We start from the raw sequence: 22,134 nt of genomic DNA, 5'->3' as shown, positions 1-22,134 counted from the left end.
GTGCGGCGGCGGCCAACCTCGTCCTTCGAGGCTGCGCTCTAGCGAGCTTCGCACCTCAGGATGAGGTTGGAGTGGGTGGTGCGGCAGGTCGTCAGGATCGTCGCGATACAGACGCTGCAGCTCCTCGCGAAAACAGGCTGGCACAAACGATCAGCCGCGCAGGCGAAGCCGGAGCCTCGAAGGACGAGGGCGGGTTGCAACCGAAACGCCCGCTATGGTAGATTTAAGCCGCGGTTGGGGCGCGCGCGATGGAAGTGACTGTCTACATTCTGAGATGCCGCGACGGCGCCTATTATACCGGGCTGACCAAGCAGAATATCGAGGCCCGCTTATGGGAGCACAATGCTGGTGTCTACGACGGCTACACCGCCAAGCGCCTGCCCGTCGAGCTCGTCTTCACCGAGACCTATGACCGCATTATCGATGCCATCGCCCGCGAGCGCCAGATCAAGGGCTGGTCGCGGCGCAAGAAGGAAGCGCTTATAGCACTGGACTATGAGGGGTTGCCGGGATTGTCAAAGCGTGGACCGGTTGCGGTTAAGTCGTGAGGTGGCCAGCCTCGTCCTTCGAGGCTGCGCCCTATCGGGCTTCGCACCTCAGGATGAGGCTGGAGTGGACGCTTGACGATGGAGTCTTCACGCCGAAATTTGGGCGACCTGTCTCGCTGTCGTCAGGTATTATCGGGACGATTGCACGACGATCAGCCCTCATCCTGAGGCGCGCAGGCAAAGCCGGAGCCTCGAAGGACGGGGGCGGGTGTCAATCTGTTTCGGGTTCCTAAGGCCTTGCCCTCTTAAGGCTATCCCGTGGATTCTGCGCACGAGCTACGTTGGGGTGCTGTTCATCCCATTGCGTCTCGCGTTCTCTATACATTGATATCGATCGCTGTAAGCTTGAGGCGAGGCGCCAACAAGTCGTCCATTCGTCGCTGTTCGACGCCATCGCCAGCCATCGGTTCCCGAGTAAATTTCCCATCGGTCACCGTTCAAGTCCCTGCAACTAAGTATCATCTTTGCGCCCCCCAGAAGGTGCAAAGAATAGAGCAAAAAAATCGAAAATTGCAAGCAGTTGCAAATGCTTGCAAAAGTTGCGGCGGGTTGTACTGGTATCAAGAAAACAATAGGGGCGCCGAGGCGCCCCTATCCAAATTCATCTTTCTCGGCTCAGAAATCAGCTGCAACCACTCGTCGCGCCGCAGGTATCGCATTTCTCGCACGTCCCATTCCGCACCATCGTGAAGTTCTGGCACTCGGAGCACATGTTGCCCGTGTAGCCCTGCATGATGGAGCGGGCGCGGCGTTCGGCTTCGACCTTCTTGGCTTCCGTCTTGGCGGTCGCAGCGTCGGCGGCGGCCTTGTCGGAGAAGAGGGCGGTTGCCTGCTGCTGGCTTTCGGTGGCGATCTCCTCGATCACTTCCTCGGCGATCTCTTCGGCCAGTTCCTTGGCGCGCTCCTCGTAATCGCGCTTGAAGGCGACGATTTCGGAGGTGGAGATGGCAACCGTTGGTTCCAGCTTGCGGGCGGCAGCGCCGGCAAAGGAGGTAACGGTCGCGGTCGAGGAGGCACGGGCCGGAGCAGCGGTCGCCGAACCCTTCGGTTCGCCGGCAGCCTGGCGTTCGCCGTTCGAAACCAGCGTCGGCTTGTAGCCGCGGGTCCAGCCGGTCGAGACGAGGTTCGTCTTGCCTTCCTGGATACCCTTGCCGAGAGCCGTGTTCGAGAAGTCGGACGTATCGACATGCGCGAGGTCATGGCGGCCGAGATAGGAGACAGCCAGTTCGCGGAACACGTAGTCGAGGATCGACGTGGCGTTCTTGATCGCATCGTTGCCGATGACCATGCCGGCCGGTTCGAACTTGGTGAAGGTGAAGGCCTCCACATATTCTTCGAGCGGCACGCCATACTGGAGACCCAGCGAGATGGCGATGGCGAAGTTGTTCATCATCGCACGGAAGGCAGCGCCCTCCTTGTGCATGTCGATGAAGATTTCGCCGATGCGCCCGTCGCCGAATTCGCCGGTGCGGAGATACACCTTGTGTCCGCCGACGGCAGCCTTCTGGGTGTAGCCCTGGCGGCGGTTCGGCAGCTTTTCACGTTCGCGGGTGACGCGTTCGACCACACGCTCGATGATCTTTTCAGTGATCGTTACGGCCTGGGCCGCGACCGGCTGCTGCAGCAGATCCTCGAGCGCATCCTCGTCGCTTTCGTCCTCGATCAGCGAGGCGTTCAGCGGCTGCGACAGCTTGGAGCCGTCGCGGTAGAGGGCGTTCGCCTTGAGGCCGAGCTTCCAGGAGAGCATGTAGGCGCTCTTGCAATCGTCGACCGTAGCATCGTTCGGCATGTTGATCGTCTTGGAGATCGCGCCGGAGATGAACGGCTGGGCAGCCGCCATCATGCGGATGTGGCTGTCGACCGAGAGGTAACGCTTGCCGATCTTGCCGCATGGGTTGGCGCAATCGAAGACGGCGAGGTGCTCGTTCTTCAGGAACGGTGCGCCCTCAAGCGTCATCGCACCGCAGACGTGAACGTTTGCCGCCTCGATGTCCTTCTTCGAGAAGCCGAGGTGGTCGAGCAGGTTGAAGCTCATGTCGCCAAGCTGCTCGTCGGAAACCTTCAGGGTGCCCTTGAGGAAATCGGTGCCGAGCGTCCACTGATTGAAGACGAACTTGATGTCGAATGCCTGCTTGAGCGCGCCGTTGACTGCTTCGATCTTCTCGTCGGTGAAGCCCTTGGCCTTCAGCGAGCCAGGGTTGATGGCCGGTGCCTGGTTCAGGTTGCCGTGGCCGACGGCGTAAGCTTCGATCTCGGCGATCTGACTCTCGGAATAGCCGAGCGTGCGCAGCGCTTCCGGAACGGCGCGGTTGATGATCTTGAAGTAGCCGCCACCGGCGAGCTTCTTGAACTTCACCAGTGCGAAATCAGGCTCGATACCGGTCGTGTCGCAATCCATGACCAGGCCGATCGTGCCTGTCGGCGCGATGACGGTTGCCTGAGCGTTGCGGTAGCCATGCTTTTCGCCGAGCTCGAGTGCCTTGTCCCAGGCGCTCTTGGCGTGTGCGGCCAGATCCTGATCCGGGTTTTCGGAGTGGATCAGGGCGACCGGGTTGATCGACAGGCCCTCGTAGCCGGACGTCTCGCCATGGGCGGCGCGGCGATGGTTGCGGATGACGCGCAGCATGGCTTCGCGGTTCGGCTTGAACATCGGGAACGGACCGAGTTCAGCAGAGATTTCGGCCGAAGTGGCATAGGAAATGCCGGTCATGATCGCCGTCAGCGAGCCAGCGATGGCGCGGGCTTCGTCGGAGTCGTAGGGAATGCCCGACGACATCAGCAGGCCGCCGATATTGGCGTAGCCGAGGCCGATCGTGCGGTATTCGTAGGAGCGCTCGGCAATCTGCTTCGACGGGAACTGCGCCATCATCACCGAGACTTCGAGAACGACGGTCCAAAGGCGGACGGCATGCTCGTAGTCGGCAATATCGATGCGCTTGGTTGCCGCGTCCTTGAACTGCAGCAGGTTGAGCGAAGCAAGGTTGCAGGCCGTGTCGTCGAGGAACATGTATTCCGAGCACGGGTTGGAAGCACGGATCGGGCCGGCCGCCGGGCTGGTGTGCCAGTCGTTCATCGTCGTGTTGAAATGCAGGCCCGGATCGGCCGATGCCCATGCGGCGTAGGAGATCGACTCCCAGAGGTCGCGGGCCTTCAGCGTCTTCATGACCTTGCCGTCCTTGCGGGCGGTCAGGTTCCAGTCACCGTCGTTCTCGACAGCGCGCAGGAAGTCGTCCTTGATCGAGACCGAGTTGTTGGAGTTCTGGCCCGAAACCGTCAGATAGGCTTCCGAATCCCAGTCGGTGTCATAGGTCTTGAACTCGAGGTCCTTGTAGCCCTGGCGGGCGAACTGGATGACGCGGCCGATATAGTTTTCCGGAACCTGATCCTTCTTGGCAGCGCGGATTTCGCGCTTCAGGGCGGGGTTCTTGTTGGCGTCGAAGCAATCGCCGTCATCGCCGCCGTCGCAATTGACGCAGGCCTTCATGATCGCCTTCAGATGCTTGGCGACGACCTTGGAACCGGTAACGAGGGCAGCAACTTTCTGCTCTTCCTTGACCTTCCAGTTGATGTATTCCTCGATATCCGGATGGTCGATATCGACGACCACCATCTTGGCCGCACGGCGGGTCGTGCCGCCGGACTTGATGGCGCCGGCAGCGCGGTCGCCGATCTTCAGGAAGCTCATCAGGCCGGAGGAGCGGCCGCCGCCGGAAAGGCGTTCGCCTTCGCCGCGCAGGTAGGAGAAGTTGGAACCGGTGCCGGAACCGTACTTGAAGAGACGGGCTTCGCGGACCCAGAGGTCCATGATGCCGCCTTCGTTGACGAGATCGTCTTCAACCGACTGGATGAAGCAGGCATGCGGCTGCGGATGTTCGTAGGCCGACTTGGACTTGGTCAGCTTGCCGGTGAACGGGTCGACATAATAGTGGCCCTGGCCGGGGCCATCGATGCCATAGGCCCAATGCATGCCGGTGTTGAACCACTGCGGCGAGTTCGGGGCAACGCGCTGTGTGGCAAGCATGTAGGCAAGTTCGTCGCGGAAAGCAGAGGCATCTTCCTCGGACGAGAAATAGCCGCCTTTCCAGCCCCAGTAGGTCCAGGTGCCGGCGAGGCGGTCGAAGACCTGACGGGCGTCGGTCTCGGAGCCGTATTGCTGATCCTTCGGCAGATCTTTCAGCGCCGCTTCATCGGCAACCGAGCGCCACAGGAAGGAAGGAACGTCGTTTTCCTCGACCTTCTTCAGCTTGGCGGGTACGCCGGCCTTGCGAAAATACTTCTGCGCCAGAATGTCGGCGGCAACCTGCGAAAACTGCGCGGGAACATCGATGTTCTCGAGGCGGAAGACGATCGAACCGTCAGGGTTCTTGATCTCGCTGGTCGCCTTGCGGAATTCGATCTCCGTATAGGCGCCCTGATCTGCCTTCGTAAAACGCCGTTCGATGCGCATGTTGCCTAACCTCTAGATTGCGCGCCCCGTCCCCGATGACCAAGGCGCAAGTTTCCTCATCTGGCAGCGCCGTAAGGAGCGCAGCCAGTTCTCGTATCCGTATCGTGACAGGGGTGCCATCCGGAGATGTCATTCCTGTATCTTGTGGTGATGATGGCTGCCAGCACTAAATATAGTATTAACAGCTTATTTTCGCCAGCCCCGGATGTTGTTTTTTGGAGCCAAAAAATCGCGCGAAAAAGCCGTCGAGGTGCACACCCGCAATGGATACAACACCCTGATTCTACGCTCGTTTTTTTGAAGAGAACCGGCCTCGTTACTTCCGGTCCAGCTGCCGCCGCAACATCGAAGCCTATTAAGTTTGAAACAGGCGATTCCGTCAAGGGGTGGTTTTTAACGAAGCGTTCACCACAAGATATTGTGGATGGGGCTGTGGACAGTGGGGAAAAGCCCGGAGGCCTTGTTTTTCAAGGGCTTGCAGCGGCTTGAGCCGCCAATGATACCGGTGTCATCAAAAAAACACGAATTTCCAAATCTTGCGATGGCTATTGCGCCCCAAATCGGCATTGCGATTCGGAATGCGAAGAACGCTCAGATCGCGTCCAGCGCGATCGTTACGGTGGCGATGCCGATCGCCGCACCATTCTCGTCGCGGATCGTGAAACTTGCCTGTGTTTCAAGGATTTGCGTGACATCGTCGCGTTCGGCGCGGTCGATGAAGATCTCATCCGAATCGCTGGCGAAGGTTCTCAGATATTTATTTTCGTCGCCCTGCCAGTAATCCACGGTCGGACGGCTCTCGCCGACATTCAGTCCGTTTTTATCGGTCACAAAGAATTCAATGATGATGCCCTGCGAATTGTCCTGTTCGGCCTTGAGATATCGCGAGACCGGTTTCGCCGAGAGATTGGTCAGCATCTGGTACTGACCGGTCTCGATCTCGGCACGGTAGGTGGAATCGAGCACCTGGATGTCGGTTTTGCTGACATCTCCGAATTTGATGTTCTGATCCTTGATCGCCTTCATGACAACAGGATCCTTGACCATCGGCCGCACGACCTTATCGACATATTCCCGGACCACCGAGATATAGGCAGGTTCTGCAAGGGCAGGGGAAAAGACAGCAGTTGGCAGGATCGAAAGCCCTGAAGCCACGACCGCAATAACCCAACCCCGGTACCGCATTACCCTTCCTTGCTGCGCGCCCAGAGGCACGCCGTTGCCGGTATATATCTGTGGCAGGGGGCAGATTTGCCGGCGCGCCCTTGTGCCGGTAATCTGTGGATGCCCTTGCCGAGCACCCACTATACGTTCGCAATATTACTAAGATAACAATCAATACCCGCGCCAGCTGCGCCGGTCGGAAATATCATCTTTAGGTTTATTTGGGGCCTTTTGCAATCGGTTCCTGATAGGTGAAGCCCATATCCCACGGGAAATAGATCCAGGTATCCTGGCTGACCTCGGTGACGAACGTATCGATCGTCGGCACGCCCTGCGGCTTGGCGTAGACGCAAGCAAAATGCGCCTTCGGCAGCATCCGGCGCACCTGGGCTGCGGTCTTGCCGGTGTCGGTCAGGTCATCGACGACGAGAATGCCTTCGCCGCCATTCTGCTGCAGTTCCGGTGCGATCCCCTTCAACACGACCATTTCGCCCTGGTTGACGTAATCGTGGTAGGAGGCGACGCAGACCGTTTCGATCAGCCGGATGTTCAGCTCGCGGCAGATGATCGCTGCCGGAACCAGCCCGCCGCGGGTGATGCAGACGATGCCGGTGAATTCCTTCTTCAGCCCGGCGATGCGCCAGGCCAGTGCACGGGCGTCGCGGTGGAACTGATCCCAGGAAACGGGAAAGGCTTTATCGGGAAGGGACATGGGGCTGCTCCACGGCATGAAAGAAAGACCGCCGGCGACCTGGGACTGACACAAACGCAAATCGCGCAGCCGGGGCTGCGCGAAAAGTGCCGGAACCCGTCACCGGTCGCCTGAAATAGCGGGATTTGCGGTCAAAACGCAAGTCCCGCCCCGATGTCATCAACGGGAGAGCAGCGTTAGCGCCGTCATCGACTGCAGCAGCGACTTGGTGGTGCCGCCGAAAATCAGCTGCCACAGCCGCGAATGGGTATAGGCGCCCATGACCAGCAGATCGACGCTGTTGTCGGAAAGCCGGTTCTCGATGACCGAGGATGCGCTCTTGTTGGCGCTCTCGGCAGTGGCGAGGCTGACCTTGACGCCATGGCGGGCCAGATTTGCGGCAATGTCGGCTCCCGCCATGCCGGCACTCTGCGTCGCCGTATCGACCGGATCGACCGAGAACACCTCGACTTCGTCTGCGGCTTTGAGGATCGGCAGGGCATCCAGCGTGGCGCGCGCCGCTTCCTTCGAGCCGTTCCAGGCAACGAGCACCCGCTTGATCGGCTTCGGCGTGCGCAGGATATAGGGAATCATCAGCACCGGACGCCCGCTCTCGAACAGGAAGCTGTCGACATCGACATGGCTGTCGGAAGGCTTGGCGGGGTCGGCCTGCGAGGCAATCAGCAGGTCGGCACTGCGGGCGGTTTCGATCAGCGGCGCCGAGCCGTAGCCGGTCGCAGTCGCAAAGCTGCGCCATTCGAAGGGCACGCCGCTCGCCTCCGCCTTCTGCCGGAAGATGCGCTCGACCTCGAGCGTTTCGGAATGCGCCATGTCCTGCAGCGCTTGAACGGCAACCGGATCCGGGATCTCCATCGGCGCAACCAGCGGAACCGCAGACAGCGTCTCGGCATGCAGCCCGATCACATGAGCATTGTTTGCCGCTGCAATCGAAAACGCGAAATCTGCCACGGTTGCGCTGTTATCGGCAGTATCGAGAATGGCCAGTATGGTTTTGTAGGACATATCAATTCTCCTTGGGCGGCTGAAATGAACTTCCGCGTCTAAAGAATGCTTTCGATGGTGCTCCGGTTCCTTGACTGAGATCAAAGGCTTGGCGGCAAAAAGCCGCGTGCCTCAAGCTTCGGCGGAATGGTTTTCGCCAATCGCCTTGGCCTTGCGGATATCCTCGATCATCGCGTCCACCTCCTTGCCGGCGGCGTCGATGACGTCCTGCGAGCGGCCGCGCACGACGATCTCGGTCGAGAATTTCTGGCCGACATAGCGCGGGTAGGAACCGATGCTGGTGTCCGGATGCGCCTTCTGGATCGCTGCCAGCGGCGTACCGATATCACCCTCGCCATAGGGGCAGGCGATCGCCAGCGACAACACCTTGGCGCCTGTTCTCAACGTCGGCAGAACATTGCCGATCATCGCCTGGAAGACCTGCGGCACGCCGGCCATCACATGGACATTACCGATGACGAAGCCCGGTGCCGTCGAGACCGGATTGTCGATATGGGCAGCACCCCGCGGCATCCGCGCCATCCGCTGGCGGGCTTCGGTGAACTCCATCTCGCGGCGCTTGTACATGTCTGCGAGCAGTGACATCGCCTTCGCATCGTGTTCGCAGGGCACGCCGAACGCCTTGGAAATCGCATCCGCCGTGATGTCGTCGTGGGTCGGGCCGATTCCGCCGGAGGTGAAGACGTAGTCGTAGCGGCCGCGCAGCGCATTCAGCGCCTCGACGATCGCGTCCTCCTCGTCGGCGACGATGCGGACCTCCTTGAGATCGATGCCCGACAGCGTCAGCAGATCGGCGAGATAGCCGATATTCTTGTCCTTGGTACGGCCCGAAAGCAGTTCGTCGCCGATGGCGAGCATGGCGGCAGTCACGATGGTCTGATTGGTCATGGAAACAGTCCGGAATGAAAATCGTCCGCTATAGGTAGCGCCGATTGCGCCGCTTGCAAATGCGGCGGAAAAACTGTTCGAAAAATCACAAAAATAAGACAGCAAGCACTTTTGCGTCTTCATACAGTGAACACTGAGTTCTGTTTAGGCGGGCTGTGCCATGGACGCGCGGCTGATAGAACCGCCACCGGTTACAAACCCAATCAACCCAGACGGAGCTTGAAATGGCAAAAGTCCTCGTTCTCTACTACTCGGCTTACGGCCACATCGAAACCATGGCCTATGCCGTAGCTGAAGGTGCGAAGTCGGCTGGCGCCGACGTCACCGTCAAGCGCGTACCGGAACTGGTGTCCGAAGAAGTCGCCAAGGCTTCCTATTACAAGCTCGACCAGAAGGCCGAGATCGCAACCGTCGACGAACTCGTCGAATATGATGCTATCATCGTTGGCGCCGGTACCCGCTTCGGCACCGTTGCTTCGCAGATGCGCAATTTCTGGGACCAGACCGGCGGTCTGTGGTTCGGCGGCAAGCTCGTCGGCAAGGTCGGCTCGATGTTCACCTCGTCGGCTACCCAGCACGGTGGTCAGGAATCGACGATCCTCGGCTTCGTCCCGACCTTCCTGCACCACGGCATGGCTTATGCCGGCCTTCCCTATGCCTTCCCGGGCCAGATGGGCACTGAGGAAGTCAAGGGCGGCTCGCCCTACGGCGCTTCGACGATCACCAACGGCGACGGCTCGCGCCAGCCTTCCGAGATCGAACTCGAAGGTGCACGCTTCCAGGGCGCTCACGTTGCAAAGCTTGCAGCCAAGCTCGCCTAACACCTATTGACGCTGATCAATGAGAACGGTGCGGCCTCGGCTGCGCCGTTTTTGCTGGGCGTATCAACCCAGATTATGAAGCTGTGAAGTCAGGGCAAGAAAAGACACTGCCGCGATCGCCGTTGCGAAAATACAGGCCGCAGTCGCTTTGTAGAATCTCAGACGCTTCGTTCTGACGCCATCCCAATCGTATACCACCGTCTTACTCCCACAAGACAATCTCTACACATACGCCGCATCTTCATTCTTGCATCTTGCGCCAGCCGATCAATCGCCAGCGCCCCGTTCTGCACAATATACAAGCACATTCGAACGCGATGATAAAGCCTTCGGCATTCTGGCGGACTGCGCAAAAATGGTGCAATCGCCGGTGACGCCCTGTCATCGCGTCCTAAATGACGGATTTCAAAGGAGATTCGCCGATGCGCGCCGCTGTTTTTCTGATGCTTCTGCTGCCGCTGGCGGCCTGCAACACCACGATGCCGCCGCCCGAGCCAATGCGCGGCAGCCTGACCTATGGCAACAGGGTGGTCTATTATGGAGCAGCGCCGGGCCACGTGGTCGATCACGAATTCCCCGACAAGTTCGGCTATCGCGTCTTCGAGAAATATGTGGTGCAGCCCGACGGCACGCTGAAATTGATCTCGCGCCGGACCGGTTCCGACTATTGGAAGATCCATCGCTGAGTATAGCCGTCGTTTGACTTCGCCTTGATCCGCGCCAGCTTTTCGCGCTGAGCCTGTTACCGGGAGTTTCGCGCATGGCGACGAGAATTGCCAAATGCACCTGCGGCCAGCTGCAGATCGCGGTCGACGGCGAACCGCTCGGCGTCGGTGTCTGCCACTGCTTCGCCTGCCAAAGCCGGACCGGCAGCGTCTTCGCCGCGCTCGCAGCCTTCGGTCCCGACTATAAGGTGAACGGCCGGGCCACCGACTACATTCGCACCGGCGACAGGGCGCCAGATTTCGCTTCCGCTTCTGCCCGGTCTGCGGCAGCAATCTCTATCACACGGAGGAGGGCGAGGAGCATCGCTCGGTGGCGGTCGCCGTCGGCGCCTTCGCCGATCCGGATTTCCCGCCGCCACAGGATTCGGTCTACGATTGCCGCAGGCACAGCTGGGTAAAGCTGCCCGATGGCGTCACCGTCTATGAAAAGGACCCGGAGTAGAGGCTTGGTGCGGGCGGCGGGGATCGAACCCGCATAGCCTAAGGCCGAGGGATTTTAAGTCCCTTGCGTCTACCAGTTTCGCCACGCCCGCAGCGCGCGCTTCTCAATCAACGACTGGCGCGATTCAGTCAAGGGCGGCGCTGGAGGGAGCGGGGTCCGCTGGCTCTTTGGGAGCCGACTTGCGGGCACGAATTTTCAGAAGGCCGTGGGCGGCCATCGCGCCTATCGCGGCGCCGATGCCCTTGATGATGCCGTCGTGCAGGCGAGCGTGGCGGCTGGGCGAGAAATATTGCAGCGCCTCGATAGCGACGGCGCCGAAGGCGAGCAGCAGGACGATCAGCTTCCATTGCTTGGGATAGCCGAGCACGAAGATGAAGCCGGTAACGGCGTAGGCGAGCGCCCGGTCGGAATCGACCGTGGTCATCGTGTGCGGGCGCAGATTGATCGGCGATATCGTCACGAAGACGATCGCGGCCAGCACCAGCCAGGCCAGCGGTCTCATGATTTTCGGTGTTATCATTCCGTCACATTAGCAGCGCGGCCTCCTGGGTGCACTGCAAAAAACTGTGTCCGCGCCGTGTTGTGGAAAGCGGGCTTAAGAAATGCTTGCCGCAACCGAACCGCCGCGGCTGCTTTCAGGCTTTCTTTCGGCCCGCGCTCTATGTCATAGCGGACCCTCGAAATAAGGAATGGACCGATGACCGTCAATCGTCAGGATGTTGAAAATGCCGGGGAGGCGCTGCGCAGCCTGTTTCCGGCAACGCCGCTGCAGCTCAATGATCATCTTTCGGCGCGCTATGGCGCGGAGATCTGGCTGAAGCGCGAAGACCTTTCGCCGGTTCGCTCCTACAAGATTCGCGGTGCGTTCAACTTCTTCCGCAAAGCTATTGCCGAAGGCGGCGAAGGACGCACCTTCGTTTGCGCTTCGGCCGGCAATCACGCCCAAGGCTTTGCCTTCGTCTGCCGCCATTTCGGCGTGCCTGGCGTCGTCTTCATGCCGGTGACCACGCCGCAGCAGAAGATTGACAAGACGCGCATGTTCGGTGCCGAGTTCATCACCATCAAGCTCTATGGCGACTTCTTCGACCAGTGCTACAAGGCGGCCCGCGATCACGTGGAAGCCATCGGCGGCGTCATGGTGCCGCCCTTCGATCATGAGGACATCATCGAGGGGCAGGCGACGGTGGCCGCCGAAATCATGCAGCAGCTGCCGGATGGCAAGGTCCCTGACATGATCGTCATGCCGGTCGGCGGCGGCGGTCTGGCGGCCGGGATCACCGGTTATCTGGATGGCGTGGTGCCAAAGTCCGGTTTCGTCTTCACCGAGCCGGCGGGCGCTGCGAGCCTCAAGCGCAGTATCGAGGCGGGTGAGGCGGTGACGCTCGCCAAGGTCGACAACTTCGTCGATGGCGCCGCCGTGGCCCGCATCGGCGATCTCAATTTCGCAGCGTTGAAGGATTTTCCGGCCGATCAGGTGATGCTGATGCCCGAGAATGCGATCTGCGTGACGATCTCGGAAATGCTGAATGTCGAAGGCGTGGTGCTCGAGCCCGCCGGCGCTCTGTCGCTAACGGCGATTGCGGCGATGGATCCGGAGCGCATACGCGGCAAGACCATCGTTGCCGTCGTCTCCGGCGGCAATTTCGACTTCGAGCGCCTGCCCGATGTCAAGGAGCGCGCCATGCGCTACGCGGGCCTCAAGAAGTACTACATTCTGCGGCTGGCGCAGCGCCCCGGCGCGCTACGCGATTTCCTCAATATGCTCGGCCCTGACGACGATATCGCCCGCTTCGAATATCTGAAGAAGACGGCGCGCAATTTCGGCTCGATCCTGATCGGCATCGAAACCAAGGCGCCTGAGAATTTCGCGACACTGATCGAGAACTTCGACAAATCGGGCATGGGCTTCGAGGACATCACCGAAAACGAGATCCTGGCAAACCTGATCATTTGACTTTGCGGCATCAAGTCCCTCGTGTTAAAGGCGAAACATGGCTTCGATATTCTCCAGCATTTTTTCGATGTTCTCAGGCGGCGGCGACAAGGCTGCTGCGAGCAGCGGCAGCAGCAAATCCGTTGAGCCGCAGCTCTACGGCGACTGCGCCATCTATGCCGAACCGCAGAAGGAAGGCGGCCAGTACCGCTTGGCAGGCCGGATCGAGAAGGGAGCAGGCGAGGATGTGCTCGTTCGCACCTTCATCCGCGCCGATATGTTCTCCTCGCTCGACGATGCCAACGAGTGCACCGTGCGCAAGGCACAGCAGATTATCGACCAGCACGGCGTGTCGCTTTTCGGCGACGGCGTCAAGCAGCGCCAGGTCTAGGTTCGCCTAGCGCCGGATACGGGCTTCTGTCACTTAATTTTAAGTGATTTCCGCCAAAGGTGCTGCGAAGGGAATCGCAGGATCATTTCGTGGTTGCTCCAACCCGCTCTCCATCCGGACTGGCTCATCGCCCGCATGCGCGCCCTGCGCAGGCGGTGAATGATGCGCGGAATTCGCCTGGGAGCGCGCCGCGATGATCGAAGCCACCAATCTCGGCCTCTTCGTCCTCGAAGCCATCGGCTATTTCGGGCTGATGGTGACGCTGCTGCATTTCAGAAACCGCCTGGGCCTTGGCGTCTTCGTCGCCACGCTCGGCGTCATGCATTTCATGGAAACCTATCTGGCGGCGGTCTTTTACGTCTCGCTGCCCTTCGGCGTGGCATCGCCAGGCTCTTCGGTGTTCTTTGCCGGCAAGCTGATGATGATCCTGATGCTTTACCTGCAGGAGGATGCCGCAACCGTCCGCCAGCCAATCTATGGTCTGTTCATCGGCAATCTGCTGACGGTGGCGATCGCCTGGATCCTGCAGCTGCATCACACCATCCAGCTTTCGCCCGGCAACGAAGCCGATTTCGGTTTCCTCAAGGAAATGGGCTGGCTGATGATCTGGGGCACGGCACTGCTTTACCTGGATTCGATCGGCATCATCCTGCTCTATGAGCGGCTCGGCCGCTACATCAGGCGCAAGGTCATCCTGCGCTTCATGATCTGCGGTTTCGTGCTCCTGACCTTCGACCAGATCGGCTTCTTCGGCGCGCTGCATTATTTCATGGACGTGCCGCTGGCGGCTTTCTGGGATGGCTGGAAGGCGAAGATGTTCGCCGTCCTGATCTACACGGTGCTGTTTGCAGTCTACGAAATCTATGTCAGGCGCGACCGCCTGCCGTCCTCGGCGCGTTCGATCAGCGACGTCTTCGGCGATCTGACCTTCCGCGAGCGCTACAACGATCTGCTCGACCGCAGCGGACGCGATATCCTGACCGGCGTCTATGACCGCGGCCGCATGGAATTGGAAGCGCCGGTGATGATCCGCGAGGCGCTGCGCTAGGGACTGCCGGGAACGGTGATCATCATCGATGCCGACCACTTCAAGGACGTGAACGACAATTTCGGTCACCTGCAGGGAGATGAAGTGCTGAAGGCGATTGCCGCGCGCCTCGGCACAATCCTGCGCTCGGCCGACCGCGTCTTCCGCTTCGGCGGCGAGGAATTCGTCGCCATCTGCCCGGGAACCGATCAGGAGGAAGGCCTGCTGGTCGCCGAACGTCTCCGCTGGACGATCGCCACCAGCGTCAAGACGCCCGACGGCAAGCCGGTGACCGTCAGCATCGGCGTCGCGACGGCCGACGAAGACGGCGTCAGCTTCACGACGGTTCTCTCTGCCGCCGACGACCGGCTCTACCAGGCAAAGAAGAGCGGCCGCAACTGCGTCGTCGGCCGCTCCGGTCTCGTCAAGGTCAGCTGAATTTCCGAAGGCCATAGCCGGACAATGAAAAACGGCCGGTGGTGAACCGGCCGTTTTCTTTGGGGATGCGTCGAGCCGTTAAGCGGCGAGGGCGATTTCTTCTGCGCGGGCCTTGGCGGCGCCGATTGCCTTTTCGGCCGCTTCCGGACCGAAGGCCAGGCCTTCGACATAGATGGTCTCGACGTCAGTGATCCCGAGGAAGCCGAGAACCGACTTCAGGTACGGAACGGCATGGTTCATGCTGACGGCTGGGCCCTGCGAATAGACGCCGCCCGAAGCGAGCACCACATAGACCTTCTTGCCGGTGGCAAGGCCAACAGGGCCGTTTTCGGTGTAGCTGAAAGTGCGGCCGGCACGCGCAACGTTGTCGATCCAGGTCTTCAGCGACGAGTAGATGTTGAAGTTGATGAGGCCGGTGCCGATGACGATGGTGTCGGCGGCCAGCAGCTCGTCAACTAGCGCGTCGGAGGTCTTGACGGCTTCGGCTTCCTGCGCGGTGCGCTGGTCGGCAGGCTTGCGGATGGCGGCAGTGAAGAGGTCATCGATATGCGGCAGCGGGTTGGCGGCGAGGTCGCGGCGAACAACGACGCTGCCGGCATTCTGAGCGGCGATCTTGTTGGCGAGATCGGCAGCGATCGTCGTCGACAGCGATTCAGCGCGCGGGCTGGAGGTCAGAAGAAGGATGGAAGACATGGCAGGCTCCTCATTTCGAATTGGGTTCGCCGCGGCTGTCAGGGAGGTTTGCCGTGGCTTCGAGATGAGAAATAGGTCTGGCCAGCTATCTAAAAAACTGGGATAATATAGATCGAAACTATCGATGGATTAGATATGCTCCCGAACCCCACCCTCGACCAGCTGCAGGTGTTTCTGACCGTTGCCGATACCGGCAGCTTCTCTGCCGCCTCGCGCGTGCTGAACCGTGCGCAATCGGTGATCAGCTACACGATCGCCAATCTTGAGGCGCAGCTGGAGGTCGAGCTTTTCGAGCGCTCCGGCGCCCGCCAGCCGAAGCTGACCAAGGCCGGCCACGCGATGCTCGCCGATGCCCGCCGCCTTGTGGCCGATCTCGAAGTGATGCGCGCCCGCGTGAAGAACCTCAAAGAGGGACTCGAAGCTGAACTGTCGATCGCCATCAGCGTCATGGTGCCGTCGCAGGCCGTGGTGATGGTCCTGCGCGAATTCCGTGTCAAATTCCCGTCGGTCACGGTCAACCTGATGGTCGGCGAGCTCGGTGAAGTCATGAACATGGTGGCAGCCGGCGATGCGACCGTTGGCATCGGCGGTGCGCTGATGAAGCAGGACGATACGCTGGTTGCCGAGCGGATCGGTCATTCCTTCATGATCCCGGTCGCCGCGCCCTTCCATCCGCTTGCCAAGCTTCGCAGGCCGCTGACGCTTTCGGACGTGCGCGAAGAGGTTCAGATGGTGGTGCGCGATACGTCTGGTATCACCAACGGCCGCGATTTCAACGTGCTGTCCTACCGGACGTGGCGCGTCAGCGACATCGCCATCAAGCACCAGCTGATTGCAGGCGGCCTTGGCTGGGGTGGTCTCCCAGCTTCGGTGTCACGCGATGATTTGAATTCCGGCAAGCTCGTGCAGCTCGATCTTCCTGCCTATGAGCAGGGCGAGTACCCGATCTACAGTCTTCACAAGATCGCCAATCCCCCGGGCCCGGCAACCGCCTGGCTGATCGATCGCTTTCGCAATCTCCTATCGATGTGCCCGAGCCACAGCGAATTCCAGGAGCAGCTTGCGGCGCTGACCTCGGTGCAGGAAGCGGCAGAATAGGCCGGCGCTGCCGCCGGCCTCCTTCCTCAGATTGTCAGCGCCTTAGAGAACCAGCCGGAACTTGGCGAAGCCCTCGGTGGCATCGCCAGCTTCCTCGATTTTCGCGCCCTGGACCGCAGCCATATACTGCTTGGCCTTCGGACCGCTCTCGAACGTGGCGGTCGTGCCGGGCAGGGACTTGAAGGTCCAGTTGCCGTCAGCCGACGGATTGATCGTGCCTTGATCGTGGATGAAGCGGACGATCACGTCGCGGTTCGTATCCGGTGCCTGGAACACCACCTTGTCGGAGGCGATCTCGGGGAACTTGCCGCCGCCGCCAGCGCGATAGTTGTTGGTCACCACGACGAACTTCTGCTTCGGATCGATCGGCTTGCCGTCGAATTGCAGGTTCTGGATGCGGTTCGAAGCCGCATTCACGGCCTTGCCGTCGTTGTCGTACTTGCGCGGCTGAGACAGGTCGATCTGATAGGTGACACCGTCGATCACATCGAAATTGTAGGACGGGAAGTCGTTGTTCAGCAGCGGCGCATCCTTGGACCCCACCTTCACCTCGTTGAACATCCCGGCCGACATTTCCAGCCAGTTCTTCACCTGCTCGCCGGTGATGACGACCGCCTGCACGGTGTTCGGATAGAGATAGAGGTCGGCGACATTCTTGATCGCCACGTCGCCCGCCGGAACGTCGGTGTAGTAATCGGCGCCGCCGCGGCCACCGGCCTTGAAGGGCGCTGCTGCCGAGAGAACAGGCAGATCCTTGAACTCGGTATCGGCAAGCATCTGCTTGATGTACCAGGTCTGCGCCTGGCTGACGATCTGCACCGAGGGATCGTCGGCGACCAGCGCGAAATAGGAGTAGAGAGGCGCTGAAGTCTTGCCGACAGGTGTCCGCACATAGGCGAGCGTTGCCTCATGTTCGGCCTTGGCGGCTTCCACCACTTCCTTCTTATCGGCGACGTCGGCCACCACCTTCTTGCTCTCGTCGCGATGATAGATTGGCCGCGCCTCGGCGGTGAAATCGACGATCTTCCAGCTCTTGCCGTCTTTCTCCAGCAGCAGGTCGATCAGCCCGAGATGCGAGCCCCAGAAGCCGGCCATGACCGTTGGCTTGCCATGCAGCGTGCCCTTGACCGGATCGGCATTGGCAATGCCTTCCCAGGTCTTCGGGCCGGGGAAGACCAGATGCTGGTGGCCGGTGAAGATCGCATCGATGCCATCGACGGCAGCCAGATAGAGCGAGGCGTTTTCCATCTTCTCTGAGGGTGCAGTGCCGTCGATACCGGAGTGGGACAACGCGATGACGATATCCGCACCCTCTTCCTTCATGATGGGCACCCAGGCCTTGGCTGCCTCGACGATATCGCGGGTCTGCGCCTTGCCTTCGAGATTCTTGATATCCCAGAGCATGATCTGCGGCGGCACGAAGCCGATAAAGCCGATCTTGACCGGGCTTTCCTTACCGGCGCCGTCCTTGATCTGCTTTTCGACGATCATGTAGGGCTTGAAGAACAGGTCGTCTTTCTTGGGGTCGGAGGCCAGCTGGCCCTTGGTGAGATTGGCGCAGACGAACGGGAAGTTGGCACCGCCGAGCACCTTGAACATGAAGTCCAGGCCATAGTTGAACTCGTGATTCCCGAGCGTGCCGACTGTATAGCCGAGCGTGTTCATCGCCTTGATCACAGGGTGGACATCGCCATCCTTCATGCCGTGCTGATAGGCCATGTAATCGCCCATCGGATTGCCCTGCAGCACGTCGCCATTGTCGATCAACAGCGAGTTGGCGGCCTCCGCACGGATCGAATCGATGATTGTCGCGGTGCGCGAAAGCCCCATCGTGTCGTTCGGCTTGTCGGCGTAGTAATCGTAGGGAAAGACGTTGACGTGAATGTCCGTCGTTTCCATCAATCTCAGATGCGCCTGGTTGGCGGCGGCGCGGGCGGTGAATGGATGGAGCAGGACGAGGGCCGAAGTCGCGGCGATTCCGCTCAGCAGAGACCTGCGGCTGATCGGGTGTAAATCGAGAATGGAAGACATCAAACACTCCTTCAAAAAATCACGCAACGCCCAGCCCGGGGTCGAACGTAGAATGATTTGCACGGGAGTGCATCCGTAAAATGACAGTGGATCGGCACGCGCTCGAAAGCGGGCCGATCCACGGTGATGGCTTCAGGATTGCGTCAGCGCGCCAATACCGGCTTCACGTCGCGGTGGAAGAAGCGGAAGTAGGATGCGACCTTGGCGCGGGCGTTCGAGTTCGGATCGAAGTGGATGCCAAGGCGGCCGTTGTGGCTCCAGCGGATGATTCCGTCCAGCGTTCCGAGGTCTTCGGCTTCGATATAGACGCGGCTGCCCGACGAGGCCGCGACCGGCGTTCGAAGATCGACGGCTATGCCTGTCGTCGACAGATCGACGATGCGGGCGTCGATGATCTGGTTCAGATAGCGCAGCTTGCCGAAGATGCGGCAGCGCTTGCGCTCCGACTTACGGGTGATGATGTTCAGATTGCGTGTCATACAGCTCCCCAAAACGATTTGAGGGAACTGTAGCAACGGAAAATTGAAATCTTTTTAGACAGTTCGATAAAATTGCACGAAATCTAATGCGCTTTGGCGGCCTGCCGCGACACCACATGTTCGCGCCAGATGGTGAAGATGCCGGCGGCGACCACGATCACCGAGCCGATGACGGTGGTCAGGCTGATGCTTTCGCCAAAAATGGTGACGCCGAGGATCGAGGCGTAGACGAGCTGCAGATAGGTGAGCGGCTGCACGGCTGCCGCATCCAGCATGTCATAGGCGCGGATCAGGAAATAATGGCTGGAAATGCTGGTCATGCAGACCAGCGCCATCCAGCCCCAATCGCCCGGCAGCATCCAGGTCCAGTAGAAGGGACCGATCAGCGTCATGGTGATGCCGCCGACGACGCCCGTATAGAAGAAGCTGGTCATCGAGCTGTCGTCGCGCGACACCAGACGCGTGGCGATGACATAGAAGGCGAAGATGAAGCAGGAGACGATGGCGAGCATCAGCTTGACGTCGAAGAACTCGCCCTCCGGCTTCAGGATCAGCAGGACGCCGAAAAGCCCTGCGCCGATAGCCGTCCAGCGCCGCCAGCCGACGCGCTCGCCGAGGATCGGCATGGAGAGCAGGGCGATGATGATCGGCGTCGCCGCAAAGATCGCCTGCGAATGCGCCAGCCCAATGACGGCAAAGCAGGTGATTGCAAGCACGACCTGAACGGCAAGCAGAACGCCGCGCGTCACCTGCAGCAGCGGCCGCTTGGTGCGGGCCGTCTGCCGGATGCCGCCGCGCATCTTGGAGGCCAGCAGGATGGTGAAAAGCGCAAAGGCCCAATAGCGGATCATCGTCACAAAGATCGGCGGGTAGAGGCCGCCGAGATGCTTGGAGATCGCATCCTGTGCCGAGAAGATCGTCAGCGCCAGAAGGACGAAGATGTAGCCTTGCGTCTTGGATTTCATGTCTTGCAGTCAGGCAGTGGGAGTGTCCGCTTGCCACAAGCTTGGTCAGGATTCCCGGCGCTTTGCAAGGTCTCAGAAGCCGACATTCGGCCGGTCGAAGATTTCGCGCAGCGCAAAGCTGGAATTGATCTTCACGACATGGGGAAGCGCCGAGAGCCAATCGCGGTGGATGCGCTCGTAATCTTCGAGATCGCGGGCGGCGACCCGCAGAATGTAGTCGTACTCGCCCGACATCAGGTAGCAGACCAGCACGTTCGGGCAGCGTTTCACCGCCGCCTCGAATTCCGACAGTGTCTTGGCGAATTGGCCCGACAGCGAGATATGGACGATCGCGATCATCTTGTATTCGAGCACCTTGTTGGAAAGGCGCGCGTGATAGCCGGCGATCGCTCCGTTCTTTTCCAGGATGTCGAGACGTCGAGAACAGGCCGAAGCCGAGAGGCCCACCTTGTTGGCAAGTTCGGCGTTGGTAATCCGGGCGTTTGCTTGAAGCGCTCTCAGAATCGCAAGATCGATACTGTCGAGTTCAGACATTCGAAGAACCTTCGGTTTGGGTCGGTGAAACCGCACAATCTTCGAAAAATAGCTTTCAGGCAATGCCTCTTTGCAAGGACATTTCGCAACGGCAGTGGTTGGATTCACCCATTGAAAACGTCCCGCGCCAAGCGGGCATATATGAGAGGAACGCTCCATGCGTGTCGGTTGCCCGAAGGAAATCAAGAACCATGAATATCGTGTCGGTCTGACACCCGCTTCGGTTCGTGAATATGTCGCCCATGGCCATGAAGTCTGGGTCGAGACCAAGGCAGGCGCCGGCATTGGTGCCGACGACGCCGCCTACGCAGCCGCCGGCGCGAAGATCGCTGCCACGGCCAAGGACATCTTCGAAAAGTGCGATATGATCGTCAAGGTCAAGGAGCCGCAGCCCTCCGAATGGGCGCAGCTTCGCGACGGTCAGCTTCTCTATACCTATCTCCATCTCGCGCCGGATCCGGAACAGACCAAGGGTCTGCTCGCCTCCGGCGTGACCGCGATCGCCTATGAGACCGTCACCGACGAGCGCGGCGGCCTGCCGCTCTTGGCACCGATGTCGGAAGTTGCCGGCCGCCTGTCGATCCAGGCTGGCGCGACCGCGCTGCAGAAGGCCAATGGCGGCCTCGGCATTCTCCTTGGTGGTGTCCCCGGCGTTCTGCCTGCCAAGGTCACCGTCATCGGCGGCGGCGTCGTCGGCCTGCATGCCGCCAAGATGGCGGCCGGTCTGGGTGCCGATGTCAGCATTCTCGACCGTTCGCTGCCGCGTCTGCGCCAGCTCGACGATATCTTCAACGGCCGCGTCCACACGCGTTATTCCAGCATCCAGGCGCTCGAGGAAGAAGTGTTTTCGGCCGACCTCGTCATCGGCGCCGTGCTGATCCCGGGTGCTGCCGCACCCAAGCTCGTCACCCGCGAAATGCTCTCGGGCATGAAGAAGGGCTCCGTCATCGTCGACGTCGCCATCGACCAGGGCGGCTGCTTCGAAACCTCACATGCAACGACCCATTCCGAGCCGACCTATGAGGTCGATGGCGTGGTGCATTACTGCGTCGCCAACATGCCTGGCGCCGTGCCCGTCACCTCGGCGCATGCACTGAACAACGCAACGCTGGTCCACGGCCTGGCGCTCGCCGACCGCGGCCTGCGCGCCATTGCTGAGGACAAGCACCTGCGCAACGGCCTGAACGTCCACAAGGGCCGCGTCACCTACAAGCCGGTTGCTGAAGCACTGGGCTACGAAGCCTACGCGCCTGAAAGCGTCCTCAACGTAGCGTAATTCCCATCACGTTACGTTAGATGAAGGCGCCGGCTTCGCGAGAGTCCGGCGCCTTTTCTATGCGGCACTGGAAGCAGTTGTTGCGTGCCGAGCGGACATGCACATAGGCAATATCGGGTCGTTCGAGCAGGCCTCCGGCATAGGCCGGGATATCACGTGTCGGCGTTGCCGCGCCGGTGCCGTAGACGATGCGGTTGTTTTCGGAGTAGCCGCGAACGATGTAGTCGGTACTGCTGAGAACGGGCGGGACGATCTCTTCGGCCTGGTAACGCTCGCAACGGCGCTTGTGCAGGAAGATCGGCCCGGTTTCCGCATAGGGCTGCATCTCGGGAAACGGCCGGTAGGCGAAAACCAGCAATTCTTCTCCGGCATCGATATTGCCAAGGCAGTGACGGCAGGGATGGCCGGGCCCATCGGACACCATCGTTTCCGGCAGGAAGCCATAGGAATCGGTGCCGCCATTCCAGAGCTGTTCGGCGTCGGCAGTCGGCATTGCGGAAAAACGGATATCGGTCATGGC

The 22,134-nt window shown here is 60.3% G+C and carries 20 protein-coding genes, 1 tRNA gene and 3 pseudogenes; 11 read left to right on the top strand and 13 right to left on the bottom strand.

Features of this window, described 5'->3' with window-relative positions; translation table 11 throughout:
* The first annotated feature begins 248 nt into the window (after window positions 1-248).
* Entirely contained in the window at window positions 249-548 is a 300-nt protein-coding gene (locus tag AC1DV9_RS19255) for a GIY-YIG nuclease family protein (RefSeq protein ID WP_477949711.1), read from the top strand.
* A 622-nt stretch (window positions 549-1,170) separates the two neighbouring features.
* Here the strand turns inward: AC1DV9_RS19255 and AC1DV9_RS19250 are convergent.
* A complete protein-coding gene (locus tag AC1DV9_RS19250; RefSeq protein ID WP_112387920.1) occupies window positions 1,171-4,995 on the bottom strand; it encodes a vitamin B12-dependent ribonucleotide reductase in 3,825 nt (1,274 codons plus the stop codon).
* Between the two features lie 126 nt (window positions 4,996-5,121).
* Between AC1DV9_RS19250 and AC1DV9_RS19245 the strand changes: the two genes are divergently transcribed.
* Window positions 5,122-5,484 carry a hypothetical protein gene (locus AC1DV9_RS19245; RefSeq protein ID WP_477949710.1) on the top strand — a complete coding sequence of 121 codons (363 nt, stop codon included), beginning with the start codon at window positions 5,122-5,124 and terminating at the stop codon, window positions 5,482-5,484.
* Window positions 5,485-5,586: 102 nt separating this feature from the next.
* Here the strand turns inward: AC1DV9_RS19245 and AC1DV9_RS19240 are convergent, their stop codons facing one another.
* From AC1DV9_RS19240 to AC1DV9_RS19225, 4 genes are all read right to left on the bottom strand, one after another.
* On the bottom strand, window positions 5,587-6,180 hold the full coding sequence (locus AC1DV9_RS19240; protein ID WP_112387921.1) for a PDC sensor domain-containing protein: 594 nt from the start codon (window positions 6,178-6,180) through the stop codon (window positions 5,587-5,589).
* A 196-nt stretch (window positions 6,181-6,376) separates the two neighbouring features.
* Window positions 6,377-6,871, bottom strand: coding sequence for a xanthine phosphoribosyltransferase (gpt, locus tag AC1DV9_RS19235; protein ID WP_112387922.1), 495 nt, complete (start codon window positions 6,869-6,871; stop codon window positions 6,377-6,379).
* A 159-nt stretch (window positions 6,872-7,030) separates the two neighbouring features.
* Window positions 7,031-7,873 (bottom strand): universal stress protein, encoded by an 843-nt coding sequence (locus AC1DV9_RS19230; protein ID WP_112387923.1) that lies wholly within the window; start codon window positions 7,871-7,873, stop codon window positions 7,031-7,033.
* 111 nt (window positions 7,874-7,984) lie between these two features.
* Entirely contained in the window at window positions 7,985-8,761 is a 777-nt protein-coding gene (locus AC1DV9_RS19225; RefSeq protein WP_477949709.1) for a competence/damage-inducible protein A, read from the bottom strand.
* A 224-nt stretch (window positions 8,762-8,985) separates the two neighbouring features.
* Here AC1DV9_RS19225 and wrbA point away from each other — a divergent pair, with 224 nt between their 5' ends.
* From wrbA to AC1DV9_RS19205, 4 genes and pseudogenes are all read left to right on the top strand, one after another.
* Window positions 8,986-9,582 carry an NAD(P)H:quinone oxidoreductase type IV gene (wrbA, locus tag AC1DV9_RS19220; RefSeq protein ID WP_477949708.1) on the top strand — a complete coding sequence of 199 codons (597 nt, stop codon included), beginning with the start codon at window positions 8,986-8,988 and terminating at the stop codon, window positions 9,580-9,582.
* 422 nt (window positions 9,583-10,004) lie between these two features.
* The gene (locus AC1DV9_RS19215) at window positions 10,005-10,268 is read left to right on the top strand and encodes a hypothetical protein (protein WP_112387926.1); all 264 of its coding nucleotides are present in this window, start codon (window positions 10,005-10,007) and stop codon (window positions 10,266-10,268) included.
* Between the two features lie 74 nt (window positions 10,269-10,342).
* A pseudogene (locus AC1DV9_RS19210) lies at window positions 10,343-10,423 on the top strand (GFA family protein); the annotation flags it as partial.
* Window positions 10,424-10,578: 155 nt separating this feature from the next.
* Window positions 10,579-10,749: pseudogene (locus tag AC1DV9_RS19205) on the top strand (GFA family protein); the annotation flags it as partial.
* Between the two features lie 5 nt (window positions 10,750-10,754).
* Here the strand turns inward: AC1DV9_RS19205 and AC1DV9_RS19200 are convergent.
* Window positions 10,755-10,840 (bottom strand) — tRNA-Leu (locus tag AC1DV9_RS19200).
* 33 nt (window positions 10,841-10,873) lie between these two features.
* A complete protein-coding gene (locus tag AC1DV9_RS19195) occupies window positions 10,874-11,251 on the bottom strand; it encodes a VanZ family protein (protein WP_477942806.1) in 378 nt (125 codons plus the stop codon).
* 195 nt (window positions 11,252-11,446) lie between these two features.
* On the opposite strand from AC1DV9_RS19195, the gene ilvA reads away from it, so the two are divergent.
* From ilvA to AC1DV9_RS19180, 3 genes and pseudogenes are all read left to right on the top strand, one after another.
* Window positions 11,447-12,703, top strand: coding sequence for a threonine ammonia-lyase (ilvA, locus tag AC1DV9_RS19190; RefSeq protein WP_477949707.1), 1,257 nt, complete (start codon window positions 11,447-11,449; stop codon window positions 12,701-12,703).
* 37 nt (window positions 12,704-12,740) lie between these two features.
* Window positions 12,741-13,073 carry an HlyU family transcriptional regulator gene (locus AC1DV9_RS19185; RefSeq protein ID WP_112539726.1) on the top strand — a complete coding sequence of 111 codons (333 nt, stop codon included), beginning with the start codon at window positions 12,741-12,743 and terminating at the stop codon, window positions 13,071-13,073.
* Between the two features lie 193 nt (window positions 13,074-13,266).
* Window positions 13,267-14,538, top strand: a pseudogene (locus AC1DV9_RS19180) (GGDEF domain-containing protein).
* Window positions 14,539-14,616: 78 nt separating this feature from the next.
* Here AC1DV9_RS19180 and AC1DV9_RS19175 read toward each other — a convergent pair.
* Complete coding sequence (locus AC1DV9_RS19175; RefSeq protein ID WP_112387931.1) at window positions 14,617-15,231, bottom strand: FMN-dependent NADH-azoreductase; 615 nt, start codon at window positions 15,229-15,231, stop codon at window positions 14,617-14,619.
* A gap of 135 nt (window positions 15,232-15,366) precedes the next feature.
* Between AC1DV9_RS19175 and AC1DV9_RS19170 the strand changes: the two genes are divergently transcribed.
* Window positions 15,367-16,329: a LysR family transcriptional regulator gene (locus tag AC1DV9_RS19170; protein WP_477949706.1), complete on the top strand. Its 963-nt coding sequence runs from the start codon at window positions 15,367-15,369 to the stop codon at window positions 16,327-16,329.
* A gap of 42 nt (window positions 16,330-16,371) precedes the next feature.
* On the opposite strand, the gene AC1DV9_RS19165 is transcribed toward AC1DV9_RS19170, so the two are convergent.
* The 4 genes from AC1DV9_RS19165 to AC1DV9_RS19150 all read right to left on the bottom strand — a co-directional run bounded on the left by AC1DV9_RS19165 (window position 16,372) and on the right by AC1DV9_RS19150 (window position 20,338).
* On the bottom strand, window positions 16,372-18,360 hold the full coding sequence (locus AC1DV9_RS19165) for a bifunctional 2',3'-cyclic-nucleotide 2'-phosphodiesterase/3'-nucleotidase (protein WP_477949705.1): 1,989 nt from the start codon (window positions 18,358-18,360) through the stop codon (window positions 16,372-16,374).
* 143 nt (window positions 18,361-18,503) lie between these two features.
* Window positions 18,504-18,839, bottom strand: a complete 336-nt coding sequence (locus AC1DV9_RS19160) for a PilZ domain-containing protein (RefSeq protein WP_112513846.1) — start codon at window positions 18,837-18,839, stop codon at window positions 18,504-18,506.
* An 83-nt stretch (window positions 18,840-18,922) separates the two neighbouring features.
* Complete coding sequence (locus AC1DV9_RS19155; protein WP_310298869.1) at window positions 18,923-19,804, bottom strand: DMT family transporter; 882 nt, start codon at window positions 19,802-19,804, stop codon at window positions 18,923-18,925.
* A gap of 72 nt (window positions 19,805-19,876) precedes the next feature.
* Window positions 19,877-20,338 carry an Lrp/AsnC family transcriptional regulator gene (locus AC1DV9_RS19150; RefSeq protein ID WP_112711921.1) on the bottom strand — a complete coding sequence of 154 codons (462 nt, stop codon included), beginning with the start codon at window positions 20,336-20,338 and terminating at the stop codon, window positions 19,877-19,879.
* A 157-nt stretch (window positions 20,339-20,495) separates the two neighbouring features.
* Here AC1DV9_RS19150 and ald point away from each other — a divergent pair, with 157 nt between their 5' ends.
* Window positions 20,496-21,614 carry an alanine dehydrogenase gene (ald, locus tag AC1DV9_RS19145; protein ID WP_310298873.1) on the top strand — a complete coding sequence of 373 codons (1,119 nt, stop codon included), beginning with the start codon at window positions 20,496-20,498 and terminating at the stop codon, window positions 21,612-21,614.
* Between the two features lie 16 nt (window positions 21,615-21,630).
* On the opposite strand, the gene AC1DV9_RS19140 is transcribed toward ald, so the two are convergent.
* Window positions 21,631-22,131, bottom strand: coding sequence for a DUF1203 domain-containing protein (locus AC1DV9_RS19140; RefSeq protein ID WP_477949704.1), 501 nt, complete (start codon window positions 22,129-22,131; stop codon window positions 21,631-21,633).
* Window positions 22,132-22,134: the final 3 nt, after the last annotated feature.

Source organism: Rhizobium sp. 01L410 (assembly GCF_056400165.1).
This window is presented reverse-complemented; position numbering and strand designations above follow the sequence as displayed.

What these genes read in the sequence shown, in the direction of transcription:
- AC1DV9_RS19255 (WP_477949711.1), top strand. Translation starts at nt 249, where the DNA reads ATGGAAGTGACTGTCTACATTCTGAGATGCCGCGACGGCGCCTATTAT.
- AC1DV9_RS19250 (WP_112387920.1), bottom strand. Translation starts at nt 4,995, where the DNA reads ATGCGCATCGAACGGCGTTTTACGAAGGCAGATCAGGGCGCCTATACG.
- AC1DV9_RS19245 (WP_477949710.1), top strand. Translation starts at nt 5,122, where the DNA reads ATGTCATTCCTGTATCTTGTGGTGATGATGGCTGCCAGCACTAAATAT.
- AC1DV9_RS19240 (WP_112387921.1), bottom strand. Translation starts at nt 6,180, where the DNA reads ATGCGGTACCGGGGTTGGGTTATTGCGGTCGTGGCTTCAGGGCTTTCG.
- gpt (WP_112387922.1), bottom strand. Translation starts at nt 6,871, where the DNA reads ATGTCCCTTCCCGATAAAGCCTTTCCCGTTTCCTGGGATCAGTTCCAC.
- AC1DV9_RS19230 (WP_112387923.1), bottom strand. Translation starts at nt 7,873, where the DNA reads ATGTCCTACAAAACCATACTGGCCATTCTCGATACTGCCGATAACAGC.
- AC1DV9_RS19225 (WP_477949709.1), bottom strand. Translation starts at nt 8,761, where the DNA reads ATGACCAATCAGACCATCGTGACTGCCGCCATGCTCGCCATCGGCGAC.
- wrbA (WP_477949708.1), top strand. Translation starts at nt 8,986, where the DNA reads ATGGCAAAAGTCCTCGTTCTCTACTACTCGGCTTACGGCCACATCGAA.
- AC1DV9_RS19215 (WP_112387926.1), top strand. Translation starts at nt 10,005, where the DNA reads ATGCGCGCCGCTGTTTTTCTGATGCTTCTGCTGCCGCTGGCGGCCTGC.
- AC1DV9_RS19195 (WP_477942806.1), bottom strand. Translation starts at nt 11,251, where the DNA reads ATGAGACCGCTGGCCTGGCTGGTGCTGGCCGCGATCGTCTTCGTGACG.
- ilvA (WP_477949707.1), top strand. Translation starts at nt 11,447, where the DNA reads ATGACCGTCAATCGTCAGGATGTTGAAAATGCCGGGGAGGCGCTGCGC.
- AC1DV9_RS19185 (WP_112539726.1), top strand. Translation starts at nt 12,741, where the DNA reads ATGGCTTCGATATTCTCCAGCATTTTTTCGATGTTCTCAGGCGGCGGC.
- AC1DV9_RS19175 (WP_112387931.1), bottom strand. Translation starts at nt 15,231, where the DNA reads ATGTCTTCCATCCTTCTTCTGACCTCCAGCCCGCGCGCTGAATCGCTG.
- AC1DV9_RS19170 (WP_477949706.1), top strand. Translation starts at nt 15,367, where the DNA reads ATGCTCCCGAACCCCACCCTCGACCAGCTGCAGGTGTTTCTGACCGTT.
- AC1DV9_RS19165 (WP_477949705.1), bottom strand. Translation starts at nt 18,360, where the DNA reads ATGTCTTCCATTCTCGATTTACACCCGATCAGCCGCAGGTCTCTGCTG.
- AC1DV9_RS19160 (WP_112513846.1), bottom strand. Translation starts at nt 18,839, where the DNA reads ATGACACGCAATCTGAACATCATCACCCGTAAGTCGGAGCGCAAGCGC.
- AC1DV9_RS19155 (WP_310298869.1), bottom strand. Translation starts at nt 19,804, where the DNA reads ATGAAATCCAAGACGCAAGGCTACATCTTCGTCCTTCTGGCGCTGACG.
- AC1DV9_RS19150 (WP_112711921.1), bottom strand. Translation starts at nt 20,338, where the DNA reads ATGTCTGAACTCGACAGTATCGATCTTGCGATTCTGAGAGCGCTTCAA.
- ald (WP_310298873.1), top strand. Translation starts at nt 20,496, where the DNA reads ATGCGTGTCGGTTGCCCGAAGGAAATCAAGAACCATGAATATCGTGTC.
- AC1DV9_RS19140 (WP_477949704.1), bottom strand. Translation starts at nt 22,131, where the DNA reads ATGACCGATATCCGTTTTTCCGCAATGCCGACTGCCGACGCCGAACAG.